Below are 11,649 nucleotides of genomic sequence, written 5' to 3'. Positions count from 1 at the left end.
GGTTATCCTTCCTGCTCAATCTTGGTCAGCACCTCGCGCAGCACCGGCGCGTACTCATACTTGCCGGGGCAAACGAAGGTGCACAACGCCAGATCTTCCTCGTCCAGCTCCAGGCAGCCCAGCGCCTGCGCACTGTCGCTGTCGCCCGCCAGCAAATCGCGCAGCAGCAGCGTCGGCAAAATGTCCAGCGGCATCACCCGCTCGTAGTTGCCGATCGGCACCATGGCGCGTTCGCCGCCGTTAGTGGTGGTCGAGAAGGCGAACAGTTTGTTTTTCAGGAAGTGGCCCAGCGTGGTGCGGGTAATGGAGAACTTGTTCGGCGACGGCACGATCCAACCGAACAGCTCTTTGTCGCGCCCTTCTTCCAGCACCGACACCTGCGAGTGGAAACGGCCGAGCCAGGCGTTCGGCCCGGCGGCGTGCATGCCGTTCAGCACCGAACCGGAGATCACCCGGTTCTCGCCGTCTTTCAGGCGGCCGGCGGTCAGCTCCTCGAGGCTGGCCCCCAGGCGGGTGCGCAGCAGCGCCGGCTGCGCCACCTGCGGCCCGGCCAGCGCCACGACCCGGCGGGTATCGAGCTTACCGGTGGTGAACAGCGTGCCGATGGCGATGACGTCCTGGTAGCCGATGTGCCAAACGATTTTCTTCAGGCTAACCGGTTCAAGGAAGTGAATGTGGGTGCCCACCAGCCCGGCGGGATGCGGGCCGGCAAATTCGCTGTAGGCGATCTGCGGGCCGCTCTGCTGGCCAACGGAGGCGCCGGCGGCGTGACATACGTGCACCTTGCCCGCCGTCAGGCGTGCCAAGACCACCAGCCCGGCGTTGAACGCCGCCTGCTGCTCGGCGATGATCACCTGCGGATCGGCGGCCAACGGTTGGGTATCCATCGCGGTGACGAAAATGGCGCGCGGTTCGCTGCCGGGGCTTGGCGTTTTACTGAACGGGCGGGTGCGCAGTGCGGTCCACAGGCCACTGGCGATCAATTCGCTCTCGACCTGTTCGCGTGGCAACTGGGCCAATTCCCCCTGCGGGTAGTGCGCAAACTCGAGCTGATCGTCGCCGCCGTTTTCCAGCGCAATCACCACCGATTGCAATACGCGCCGCTCGCCGCGGTTAATCGCGACGATGCGGCCGCTGGCGGGAGCCGTGAAGAAAACCCCGGGGTTTTTCTTATCTTCGAACAACGCCTGGCCTTTCTTAACGGTATCGCCTTCCTGCACCAGCATGGAGGGGCGCATTCCGACATACTCTTCCCCAAGCAGGGCGACATGCTGAATGTTCGGGCCATCTTGGATCGCCTGAACCGGGGCTCCGGCTATCGGCAGATCTAACCCTTTTCTGATCTTAATCATAGGATTTATACGATGTAGTTGGGTTTACACGTCTGACCGGCCCCAGAGGCGGGTGCTGACGATGCCAGGATTGCCGGGCAGTGCGCACAACGGCACTCCCAACATGAACTTTCTCGCAGTGAAAAACTGGGGTAACGCGCATTCCCTTGAATCCCCCTTTCCGTTGTTTGCGCGACAGTCGATGTGTTAACGGCATGTAGCCAAATAACCATCAAAACGGCCGGGTTATATGCAATAACTCTTGCCGCTTCAATCGCCACAGCGCGTTAAATTGAAGAGAGAATATTAACATTGTTCGCAACATTGTTCTGCGTTACGTCGTGACTTGGGTCAAGCAAACGCAATTAAATTTCGCCTGTTTTTCACTACTTATCGTTAAAATCTGCCGGTCATTTCACTTTTATCGAGCTTTGTCGTTTTTTTATACATATCACGTATTGCTAAAAATAAACGCGCTGGTAATCTGGCGGTGTTTTGCAGCAGTAAAAACAATAATCAGTGGCATGTTGGCCAACCTCAATTGCGCCGGCAGATAAATATAAGCAGGAATAATAATGAGCAAAATCGCGCTGTTGTTTGCGATGCTTGTTTCTATGCCGATGATCACGGCCTGCAGCGCCAGCGAGCAGGTACCCGAAGCACCGGTAGTTAAACAGCAATTATTGGGTTCGCCGGTCTATATTCAGATCTTCAAAGAGGAACGCAAGCTGGAATTGTATGCCAAAATGGGCAATGAATTCCGCCTGGTCAACACGTTCCCGATCTGTAATTTCTCCGGCGGGCTGGGTCCTAAACGTCGTGAAGGCGACTTTAAAAGTCCGGAAGGCTTTTATAGCGTTGACGCACGCCATCTGAAACCCGACAGCAAGTATTATCGGGCGATCAATATCGGTTTCCCTAACGATTACGATAAATCGCAGGGCTATTCCGGCGCTTATCTGATGATCCACGGCGAATGTAAATCGATCGGCTGTTACGCGATGACCAACACCTATATGGATGAGATCTATCGCTACGTCGAAGCGGCTTTTGCCTATGGCCAAAGCCGCGTCGATATCAGCATCTATCCGTTCCGCATGACCGAGCAAAACCTCAAGCGCCATGCGTCATCCAGCTATATCGCCTTCTGGCGCCAGCTGAAGCCGGGTTACGATTACTTCGCGAAGAACCACCAGCCGCCGATGATGACCGTAGACAACGGCCAGTATGTGCTGGGTCAACCGTTGATGAGCAGCGGCCAGATGACGCAGTACGCGTCAGCCAGCCCGACGCCCAACACCAATCCCTTCGCTCAGAACAAGCCGCTCACCGAAGTGAAATAACGCGAACTCGCCTGGCTCAATCTTGTGCCAGGTTTCGTTGGCGGTCAGCGGTTGGGTGGCGATCACCGTGACCACATCGTTCGGTGTGGTCTGCTGCTGAAAATCGATCTCCACATCCTGATCCAGTAACGTCGCCTTACCGAACGGCGCGCGGCGCGTGATCCAATACAGGTTGGTGGAGCAATAGGCCATCACGAAGCGCCCGTCCGACAACAGCATGTTGAACACCCCTTTCTTGCGCAGCTGGTTCGCCAACAGGCCGATATAGCGGAAGACCGCCGGCCATTGGCTCGGGGTGCGCGGGTATTTCAGCGCCAGCTGATGCAGCAGCCAGCAGAACGCGTATTCGCTGTCGGTCTGGCCGACCGGGCGGAACGTGCCGGTATCCAGCTGACGATAGCCTTTTAATTGGCCGTTGTGCGCGTAGGTCCAGTTGCGGCCCCACAGTTCACGGGTGAACGGATGGGTGTTTTCCAGCGCCACTTCGCCGCGGTTGGCCTGGCGAATATGGGACACCACCGCGCAGGACTTGATCGGATAGTCCTGCACCAGGCGGGCGATCGGCGAGTTGAAGCTCGGCTGCGGATCCTTGAATGTGCGGCAGCCGTTCCCTTCATAGAAGGTAATGCCCCAGCCATCCTTATGCGGCCCGGTGCGGCCGCCGCGCTGTACCAGGCCGGTAAAGCTGAAGCAGATATCGGTCGGTACGTTTGCGCTCATCCCGAGCAGTTCACACATCGCCAGCACTCCTTAACCACACTGACACAGGCTGTGCAGACGCACCATGCGGCGTCCGCCGTCTTATTCATGGGGAGCCGCAGCTCCCCGAAGGCTATCAAGCCTTAACCATCTCTTTTTCGATCAGCTGAATCAAGATGTGAATCGCTTTGATGTGGATTTCCTGAATGCGGTCGGCGTAGCCGAAGTGCGGCACGCGAATTTCCACATCGGCGGAACCCGCCATCTTGCCGCCGTCCTTGCCGGTCAGGGTGATCACTTTCATCCCCTTGGCACGCGCCGCGTCGATGGCCTTGATGATGTTGCCGGAGTTGCCGGAAGTAGAAATGCCCAGCAGCACGTCGCCTTCGCGGCCCACCGCTTCCACATAGCGCGAGAACACATACTCATAACCGAAGTCGTTGCTGACGCAGGACAGGTGGCTCACGTCCGAGATGGCAATTGCCGGGTAGCCCGGGCGGTTTTCACGGTAGCGGCCGGTCAGCTCTTCGGCGAAGTGCATCGCGTCGCAATGGGAACCGCCGTTGCCGCAGGAAATCACTTTACCGCCGGCTTTGAAGGAATCCGCCAGCAGCACCGCCGCACGTTGGATGGCGTCGATGTTGGCGTCGTCATTGATAAATTTCGCCAGGGTATCAGCTGCTTCGTTCAGTTCACTGCGAATAAGGTCGTGGTACATGAGGAACCTCTTGTTATCGTCAAATCTTCCGCTTCGCAGTGTACCGGATCGCGGAAACAGCGAGAAGCATTCTCAGCCAAACAGCGCGCCAGTTAAGGAAGCGGAGAGGTTTTTGATGATTGGTGCTGTCAGTTTGTGACCTGAGTTGTAATTAAACTGTAAACGCATTGATAAAAATTCTGCCTTGTACTAAAACCTATTACATACACACAACAGGTCAGACCTCTTACTACTTCGGAGCTTCTTATGATGGTTCTTAGTATCGTCGTTTTCCTGGCTCTCCTCGGCGTGGTGTTCTACCACCGAGTGAACCTTACCCTCAGCAGCCTGATCCTGGTGGCGTACACTGCCGCCATGGGTGCTATCGGCCTGTGGAGCTTCTGGCTGTTGCTGCCGCTGGCGATCGTGCTGCTGCCGCTGAACCTTTCCTCTGTACGCCGTTCCCTGCTCTCCGCGCCGGCGCTGCGAGCCTTCCGCAAGGTGATGCCGCCGATGTCCACCACCGAGAAGGAAGCGATCGACGCCGGTACCACCTGGTGGGAAGGCGATCTGTTCCGCGGCGCGCCGGACTGGAACAAGCTGCACAGCTACCCGAAACCGCGCCTGACGGAAGAAGAGCAGGCGTTTATCGACGGCCCGGTGGAAGAAGCCTGCCGCATGGCCAACGACTTCCAGATCACCCACGAACTGGCCGATCTGCCGCCTGAACTCTGGGCGTACCTGAAAGAACACCGTTTCTTCGCGATGATCATCAAGAAAGAGTACGGCGGTCTGGAATTCTCACCTTACGCTCAGGCGATGGTGCTGCAAAAACTGGCCGGCGTTTCCGGCATCCTGGCGATCACCGTCGGCGTGCCAAACTCCCTCGGCCCGGGCGAACTGCTGCAGCACTACGGTACCGAAGAACAGAAAAACCACTATCTGCCGGGCCTGGCGCGCGGCGACGAAATTCCTTGCTTCGCGCTGACCAGCCCGGAAGCGGGTTCCGATGCCGGCGCGATCCCGGACGTGGGCACCGTGTGCATGGGCGAATGGCAAGGCAAGCAGGTACTGGGCATGCGCCTGACCTGGAACAAGCGCTACATCACGCTGGCGCCGGTCGCTACCGTACTGGGCCTAGCGTTCAAACTGCATGACCCGAATCGCCTGCTGAGCGACAACGAATCCCCGGGCATCACCTGTGCGCTGATCCCAACCAGCACGCCGGGCGTGGAAATCGGCAACCGTCACTTCCCGCTGAACGTGCCGTTCCAGAACGGCCCAACCCGCGGCACCGACGTGTTCGTGCCGATCGATTACATCATCGGCGGCCCGAAAATGGCCGGCCAGGGCTGGCGCATGCTGGTTGAATGCCTGTCGGTCGGTCGCGGCATCACCCTGCCGTCCAACTCTACCGGCAGCCTGAAATCCATCGCCCTGGCGACCGGCGCCTACGCGCACATTCGCCGTCAGTTCAAGATCTCCATCGGCAAGATGGAGGGGATCGAAGAGCCGTTGGCACGCATCGCCGGCAACACCTATGTGATGGACGCCGCCGCTTCGCTGATCACCTACGCGCTGGTGCAGGGCGAGAAACCGGCCGTGCTGTCGGCCATCGTCAAATACCACTGTACACACCGCGGCCAGCAGTCGATCGTTGACGCCATGGACATCGCCGGCGGTAAAGGCATCATGCTGGGCGAATCCAACTTCCTGGCTCGAGCCTATCAGGGCGCACCGATCGCCATCACGGTGGAAGGCGCGAACATCCTGACCCGCACCATGATGATCTTCGGCCAGGGCGCAATCCGCTGCCATCCTTATGTGCTGGATGAAATGGCAGCGGCACAGAACAACGATCTGAACGCCTTCGATAAATCGCTGTTCGGCCACCTGGGCCACGTCGGCAGCAACAAGGTACGCAGCTTCTGGCTGGGCCTGACCAACGGCCGCACCAGCGCCACGCCGACCAAGGATGCGACCCGTCGTTACTATCAGCAGTTGAACCGCCTGAGCGCCAACCTGGCGCTGCTGTCGGACGTTTCCATGGGCGTGCTGGGCGGCAGCCTGAAGCGCCGTGAGCGCATCTCCGCTCGCCTGGGGGATATCCTCAGCCAGATGTATTTGGCTTCCGCCGTGCTGAAACGCTTTGACGACGAAGGCCGTCAGAAAGAAGATCTGCCGCTGGTGCATTGGGGCGTGCAAGACAGCCTGCATAAAGCCGAACAGGCGCTGGATGACCTGCTGCGCAACTTCCCGAACCGCTTTATCGCTGGCGCGATGCGCTTCGTGGTCTTCCCGTTCGGCCGCGTGCATACCGCACCGTCCGATCGCCTGGATCACCAGTTGGCCAAGATCCTGCAGGTGCCTTCCGCCACCCGCAGCCGCCTGGGGCGCGGTCAGTACCTGACGCCGAGCGAACATAACCCAATCGGCCTGCTGGAAGCGGCGCTGGCCGACGTGATGGCCGCCGAGCAGATTCACGAACGTCTGTGCAAGGCAGCCGGCAAAAACCTGCCGTTCACCCGTCTGGATCGTTTGGCGGAACGCGCGCTGGAAGAAGGCAAGATCAGCGCCGACGAAGCGAAGATCCTGGTGAAAGCCGAAGAGAGCCGTCTGCGCTCCATCAACGTGGACGACTTTGCACCGGATGCGCTGGCGGCCGCTAAGCCGGAAAAGCCGGCGGCGCAGTCTAAGCGCCAACAGCAGACCGAAGCGGCTTAACGCCAATTCCCACTCCACGCATCCAAGGGGCGATCATCATCGCCCCTTTTTCTTTTCTTGCACCACAAACTGCGCACCGCGCCGCAGGTTGGCGCAACGGCAGATTTCACGGGAAGGAAGTTCGAGTAGACTGCGCAGCGGGTGCTCTGGATCTTTCTGTCCGGAGCCTTGGCAAAGGAGAGAAAGAGAAAGGCCCCGAGTCGATATTATCAACCCGAGGCCACTCTGATGCCAAGCAACCTCAGGTTAGCCTCTTACCCGCCGCAAGGCAAGGATAGGGAGGTCAAAAATGCAGCAAAAACGGGTCGTACTTAAACTGGTGATCGTCTGTATGACGCTGATCGCGTTCATCTGGCTAACCCGCGGTTCGCTGTGCGAACTGCGCATCAGGTTGGGAGACTCGGAGGTTGCGGCCACTTTGGCTTACGAATCCGAACGGTAAGGCAACCCAACGGCGGGGTTCGCCCCGCCCGTTGGCTGATGATGTCAGGCAGGATCCACGAGCACCCGCCTTTTCAGCCCTGCTGGCGAATGCGCGCCAACAGCGCATCGATATGCTCGATCTGCGGCGCATTGACGATCAGCGTGCGCCCCAATCCCAGGGCGTGACGCTGACAGTCGAGGCGCATGTCGGCGTCGGCGATGCTATCCAGATCGGCGACGTGCGCCAGGCCGATGGTGCGCCGGATCAGTTCGGTGCCACAGTACCCTACTGCGTCAGCCCAGACCTGCTGCAGGAACTGCTCGGCGTAACCCGGCGTCGCCAGCGCCGCATCGCGGCTTTGCTGATGGCACAGCGCCAGGAAGCGATCGGCGAAAATCAGCCACAGCTCGCGCACATCCTGCAGGCGCTGCTCGCGTCCGGCGGCGGCGTCGCGCGGCCCGAACAGCCCCGGCTGGCCACAATAGTTGAGCAGCAAGTTGCCTAACGCAGTGCCGACATCGAAACCGATCGGGCCGTAGAAACCGAATTCAGCGTCGATCGCTTTCAACCGCCCTTCCGCCACGAAAATTGAACCACTGTGAATATCGCCGTGCAGCAGCGCCTCCGCTTTGCTGAGGAAACGATGTTTCAGGCCGGCGACCGCCAGCTTCAGCGGCGCATCCTCACGCAGCGCCTGCACCTGCGGCAACAGCGCCGCCTCGAACTGATTGCGCTCATGGTCGGTATAGGGGTCGGTAAAGAACAGATCTTCGGTGATCTGGCACAGCTCGGGGTTGGTGAAACGGCTGACTTCCGCCTTCTTCTGCTGCGCCGACTGATAAAAATCGGAGGTGTGAAACAGCGTCTGCGCCAGGTATTCCGCCAGTTGCCCAGCCGCCAGCGGGTGATAGTTCCCCTGCACCAGTTCACTGCGCCAGATGCGATGATCGGAGAGATCTTCCTGCACCATCACCGCCAATTCGGGATCGTGATGCAAGACTTTTACCGTATGCCTTGGGCAGAAACTGCCGTGGACCAGCAGCGTTTCCGCTTCGATGCGCGCCCGATCCAACGTCAGCGGCCAGGATTCGCCCACGCAGCGCACGTAGGGCAGCGCCTGTTTGACGATCACCCGACTCACGCCTTCGCGATCGCGGATCTTGAACACCAGGTTCAGGTTGCCGTCACCGATCTCGTCGGCGCTCACCAGCGCCTGCGGTTCGGCCACCTGCCCATATTGGCGGGCATATTCAACGGCATCGGCAGCCGTAAACGTACGATAAAGCGACATTCCCCAACCCCTCTGTTCTCTCTCACTGACCCAGCGACTCTGATTATTTAGACGTAAAAGCATTTGGACGTCTATACATCTGGAAGTCATGTTGGCAGAATAGCGTTTCAGATGCAATAACCACGCAACAAGGAATTAACCGCCGATGCAAGCGCTTAACACCACCAGTTTGACCCTGCGAGATAACCGCCTTTGGATCCTCGATCAGCAAGCTCTGCCGCAGGAAAAGCGGTGGCGGGCCTGCGACAGCGTGGAAGAGTTGGTCGGGCACATTCACAGCCTGCGGGTGCGCGGCGCGCCGCTGATCGGGCTGTCCGCCAGCCTGCTGTTGGCGCTGCTGGCGGAACGCGGTCTGCCGCGCGCCGAGCTGGAACAGGCGCTGCATACGCTGCGCGCCGCCCGCCCGACGGCGGTTAACCTGATGAACAATCTGGATCGCATGAAGCTGGCGCTGGCGGAGCCTGACTGGGCGCCGGCGATGGTGAACGAAGCGCTGCGGCTGGTGGAGGAAGATCGCCGGCTGTGCGATCGCATCGCCGATCACGGCGCTGGGCTGGTCAAGCCCGGCAGCCGCCTGCTGACCCACTGCAATACCGGCGGGTTGGCCACCGCCGGCGTCGGCACCGCCATCGGGGTGCTGCTGCGCGCCCACCAGCAGGGCAAAGTGCAACAGGTGTGGGTCGATGAAACCCGGCCGCTGCTGCAGGGCGGTCGTCTGACCGCCTGGGAACTGGGCGAGCTGGGCATTCCCTATCGTCTGATCTGCGATTCGATGGCCGCCAGCCTGATGGCGCAGGGCCAGGTCGATGCGGTGTGGGTCGGCGCGGATCGCATCGCCGCCAACGGCGACGTCGCCAACAAGATTGGCACCTACAGCCTGGCGGTGCTGGCGTACTATCACGGCATCCCGTTCTACGTGGCCGCCCCGCACACCACCCACGATCCGCACTGTCCGGACGGCGCCGCCATCCCGATCGAGCAACGCGCGGCGGCCGAAGTCACCGGCGTTTCAGGCAGCTTCGGCGCCTGGCAGTGGGCGCCGAACGAGGCACCGGTGTACAATCCGGCGTTCGATGTCACGCCGGCGAAGCTTATCAGCGGGTGGGTGTTCGACAGCGGCGTGATCACGCCGCAACAGGTTGAAGCGGGGATTTTCCAGCGGGCGCTGAGGTAACGCCCGCCGGTTGACGATCAGTCCAAACGCGGATAGGCATCGGCGATCGTGTCGCCGGTGAAATGCGCCACCCAGCCTTCCGGGTTGTCAAATACCCGGATCGCGGTAAAGTGCGGCGCCGAGCCCATATCGAACCAGTGACGGGTGTTGGCCGGCACCGAGATCAGATCGTTCTTTTCGCACAGGATCTGGAAGATCTTGCCGTCCAGATGCAGGCAAAACAGCCCCGCCCCTTCAACGAAAAAGCGCACTTCATCCTCGCCGTGCGTGTGTTCGGACAGGAATTTTTCGCGCAGCGCCTGACGCTGCTCGTGGTCCGGCCGCATGCTGATCACGTCCCAACTCTGGTAGCCCTTTTCCGCCACCAGCCGGTCGATCTCATGCTGGTAGGCGGCGATCACTGCCTCCGGCTGCGGGTTGTCGCCCAGCTCGCGATCCGCCTGCCAGCGCTCAAAGCGCACGCCGATTTGCGCCAGCTGGCGCTGGATCTCCTGCGCGTCGCGGCTCTGCCACAGCGGCTGCTGCGGCGCTTTATCGCTGAAAATGGTCAATCCACTCATGAGACGAACTCCCCTAAATCGATACGATCAAAACGGTTAACCTGCGGATGCCGGCTTTGCTCGTCCGTCTCATCGCGGATCAGCTGGCAGGTATGCCAGCCGGCGGCCTGCGCGGCGTCCAGCTCCTGGTGAATATCGGACAGGAACAGCAGTTCGTCGGGCGCGATGCCGATAGCCTGCGCGATGTTGCGGTACGACGCGGTTTCACGCTTGGCGCCGACGCGGGTGTCGAAATAGCCGCTGAACAGCGGCTGCAGATCGCCCGCGTCGCTGTGGCCGAACAGCAGCTTCTGCGCTTCCACCGAACCGGAGGAATAGACGTAAAGCTTCACTCCCTGCCGCTGCCAGGCGGCCAACTGCCCGGCGACTTCCGGGTACAGATGCCCGCGAAAATCCCCTTCGCGGTAACCGCTGCGCCAGATGATGCCCTGCAACGCCTTGAGCGCGGTGGATTTGCGATCTTCATCCATAAAGCGGTACAGGGCGGCGATCAGCGCATCGAGATCTGCCTGCGGCTGGTCAATTTCAGCGCGCAGCGCCGCCAGCGGCGCGGCGACTTCGCTCTCAGCGGCATGGCGGCGCACAAAATCCGCCAGCCGTTCGCGGGCATAAGGAAACAGTACCTGATGCACAAAGCGAATATCGCTGGTGGTGCCTTCAATATCGGTCACGATGGCGCGGATCATTTCGCCTCCAGTAAGCGGCGTTGCAGTTCACACTGGAATAGGAATTCCAGCCCTTCGAGATGGCGGCGGGCTTCCGCCACCTGGCTTCCCCAGCAATAGAGACCGTGGCCGCGCACCAGAAAGCCGTATTGCAGCGGCGTGGCCTCGGCATAGGCCGCCACGCGCGCCGCTAACCGGGGGATATCCTGATCGTTATCAAAAATGGGGATCGCCACACTGTCCAGGTGGCTGCGCTGGCCGGCCAGCGACTTCTGCATTTCGTATCCCTGCAGCACCAGCGCATCGCCGCGTTCCACCCGCGACAGTACGGTAGCGTTGACGGAATGGGTATGCAGCACCGCGCCGATGTGCGCAGACAGGCGGTAGAGCAGCGTATGCAGCCCGGTCTCCGCCGACGGCGTGCGGCCGCTCGGCACATGATTGTCGGCGATATCCACCCGCAGAAAATCGGCGGCGCTCAGGCTGCCCTTGTCTTTGCCGGACTCGGTGACCAGGCACTGACGTTCGTCGAGGCGCAGCGACATGTTGCCGCCGGTCGCCGGGCACCAGCCTTTGTCGCCAATCCAGTGGCAGGCCGCCAGCAATGCGGTAAATTGCGGATTATCCGTCATTATTATCATTTCCCGTTCGGTAAGGCGGCCGGCAGATGAAACTTTGCCTGCCGCGTGGCGGGCTAAGCACTTTTTCGCATTTAGCCATCTAAGCGTCTTGATTGCCAAA

At 60.3% G+C, this 11,649-nt stretch carries 11 protein-coding genes; 4 read left to right on the top strand and 7 right to left on the bottom strand.

Annotated elements, in window-relative coordinates; all coding sequences use genetic code 11:
• Positions 1-2: 2 nt before the first annotated feature.
• Complete coding sequence (locus ACJ8J4_RS09435) at positions 3-1,352, bottom strand: Na(+)-translocating NADH-quinone reductase subunit A (protein WP_049208695.1); 1,350 nt, start codon at positions 1,350-1,352, stop codon at positions 3-5.
• 554 nt (positions 1,353-1,906) lie between these two features.
• Here ACJ8J4_RS09435 and dpaA point away from each other — a divergent pair.
• A complete protein-coding gene (gene dpaA, locus ACJ8J4_RS09430) occupies positions 1,907-2,674 on the top strand; it encodes a peptidoglycan meso-diaminopimelic acid protein amidase (RefSeq protein WP_025301666.1) in 768 nt (255 codons plus the stop codon).
• Here dpaA and ACJ8J4_RS09425 read toward each other — a convergent pair.
• Both ACJ8J4_RS09425 and lpcA read right to left on the bottom strand, forming a co-directional pair.
• Positions 2,609-3,412 (bottom strand): class II glutamine amidotransferase, encoded by an 804-nt coding sequence (locus ACJ8J4_RS09425; protein ID WP_025301665.1) that lies wholly within the window; start codon positions 3,410-3,412, stop codon positions 2,609-2,611. The two genes, dpaA and ACJ8J4_RS09425, sit on opposite strands and share 66 nt — an antisense overlap.
• Before the next feature lie 97 nt (positions 3,413-3,509).
• Complete coding sequence (gene lpcA / locus ACJ8J4_RS09420) at positions 3,510-4,091, bottom strand: D-sedoheptulose 7-phosphate isomerase (protein WP_004930220.1); 582 nt, start codon at positions 4,089-4,091, stop codon at positions 3,510-3,512.
• Between the two features lie 246 nt (positions 4,092-4,337).
• Here lpcA and fadE point away from each other — a divergent pair, with 246 nt between their 5' ends.
• The gene (gene fadE, locus ACJ8J4_RS09415; protein WP_197836465.1) at positions 4,338-6,794 is read left to right on the top strand and encodes an acyl-CoA dehydrogenase FadE; all 2,457 of its coding nucleotides are present in this window, start codon (positions 4,338-4,340) and stop codon (positions 6,792-6,794) included.
• A 289-nt stretch (positions 6,795-7,083) separates the two neighbouring features.
• Positions 7,084-7,236 (top strand): Hok/Gef family protein, encoded by a 153-nt coding sequence (locus ACJ8J4_RS09410; protein WP_004930217.1) that lies wholly within the window; start codon positions 7,084-7,086, stop codon positions 7,234-7,236.
• A gap of 73 nt (positions 7,237-7,309) precedes the next feature.
• Here ACJ8J4_RS09410 and mtnK read toward each other — a convergent pair whose 3' ends face one another.
• Entirely contained in the window at positions 7,310-8,509 is a 1,200-nt protein-coding gene (gene mtnK, locus ACJ8J4_RS09405; protein WP_025301663.1) for an S-methyl-5-thioribose kinase, read from the bottom strand.
• Positions 8,510-8,654: 145 nt separating this feature from the next.
• On the opposite strand from mtnK, the gene mtnA reads away from it, so the two are divergent.
• Complete coding sequence (mtnA, locus tag ACJ8J4_RS09400; protein WP_442516066.1) at positions 8,655-9,683, top strand: S-methyl-5-thioribose-1-phosphate isomerase; 1,029 nt, start codon at positions 8,655-8,657, stop codon at positions 9,681-9,683.
• Positions 9,684-9,700: 17 nt separating this feature from the next.
• Here mtnA and ACJ8J4_RS09395 read toward each other — a convergent pair whose 3' ends face one another.
• The 3 genes from ACJ8J4_RS09395 to ACJ8J4_RS09385 are packed head-to-tail and all read right to left on the bottom strand — an operon-like array spanning position 9,701 to position 11,540.
• The gene (locus ACJ8J4_RS09395; protein WP_043135518.1) at positions 9,701-10,243 is read right to left on the bottom strand and encodes a 1,2-dihydroxy-3-keto-5-methylthiopentene dioxygenase; all 543 of its coding nucleotides are present in this window, start codon (positions 10,241-10,243) and stop codon (positions 9,701-9,703) included.
• Entirely contained in the window at positions 10,240-10,929 is a 690-nt protein-coding gene (gene mtnC, locus ACJ8J4_RS09390) for an acireductone synthase (RefSeq protein WP_151429406.1), read from the bottom strand. The genes ACJ8J4_RS09395 and mtnC overlap by 4 nt, the downstream gene beginning before the upstream one ends.
• On the bottom strand, positions 10,926-11,540 hold the full coding sequence (locus ACJ8J4_RS09385) for a methylthioribulose 1-phosphate dehydratase (RefSeq protein ID WP_025301659.1): 615 nt from the start codon (positions 11,538-11,540) through the stop codon (positions 10,926-10,928). The genes mtnC and ACJ8J4_RS09385 overlap by 4 nt, the downstream gene beginning before the upstream one ends.
• Positions 11,541-11,649 lie beyond the last annotated feature (109 nt).

The sequence above is a fragment of the Serratia sp. CY47280 genome, assembly GCF_052168655.1.
GTDB lineage: Bacteria > Pseudomonadota > Gammaproteobacteria > Enterobacterales > Enterobacteriaceae > Serratia > Serratia bockelmannii.
This window is presented reverse-complemented; position numbering and strand designations above follow the sequence as displayed.

Bases quoted from the DNA above. Each gene is read 5' to 3' on its own strand.
- ACJ8J4_RS09435 (WP_049208695.1), bottom strand. From the start codon at position 1,352: ATGATTAAGATCAGAAAAGGGTTAGATCTGCCGATAGCCGGAGCCCCG.
- dpaA (WP_025301666.1), top strand. From the start codon at position 1,907: ATGAGCAAAATCGCGCTGTTGTTTGCGATGCTTGTTTCTATGCCGATG.
- ACJ8J4_RS09425 (WP_025301665.1), bottom strand. From the start codon at position 3,412: ATGTGTGAACTGCTCGGGATGAGCGCAAACGTACCGACCGATATCTGC.
- lpcA (WP_004930220.1), bottom strand. From the start codon at position 4,091: ATGTACCACGACCTTATTCGCAGTGAACTGAACGAAGCAGCTGATACC.
- fadE (WP_197836465.1), top strand. From the start codon at position 4,338: ATGATGGTTCTTAGTATCGTCGTTTTCCTGGCTCTCCTCGGCGTGGTG.
- ACJ8J4_RS09410 (WP_004930217.1), top strand. From the start codon at position 7,084: ATGCAGCAAAAACGGGTCGTACTTAAACTGGTGATCGTCTGTATGACG.
- mtnK (WP_025301663.1), bottom strand. From the start codon at position 8,509: ATGTCGCTTTATCGTACGTTTACGGCTGCCGATGCCGTTGAATATGCC.
- mtnA (WP_442516066.1), top strand. From the start codon at position 8,655: ATGCAAGCGCTTAACACCACCAGTTTGACCCTGCGAGATAACCGCCTT.
- ACJ8J4_RS09395 (WP_043135518.1), bottom strand. From the start codon at position 10,243: ATGAGTGGATTGACCATTTTCAGCGATAAAGCGCCGCAGCAGCCGCTG.
- mtnC (WP_151429406.1), bottom strand. From the start codon at position 10,929: ATGATCCGCGCCATCGTGACCGATATTGAAGGCACCACCAGCGATATT.
- ACJ8J4_RS09385 (WP_025301659.1), bottom strand. From the start codon at position 11,540: ATGACGGATAATCCGCAATTTACCGCATTGCTGGCGGCCTGCCACTGG.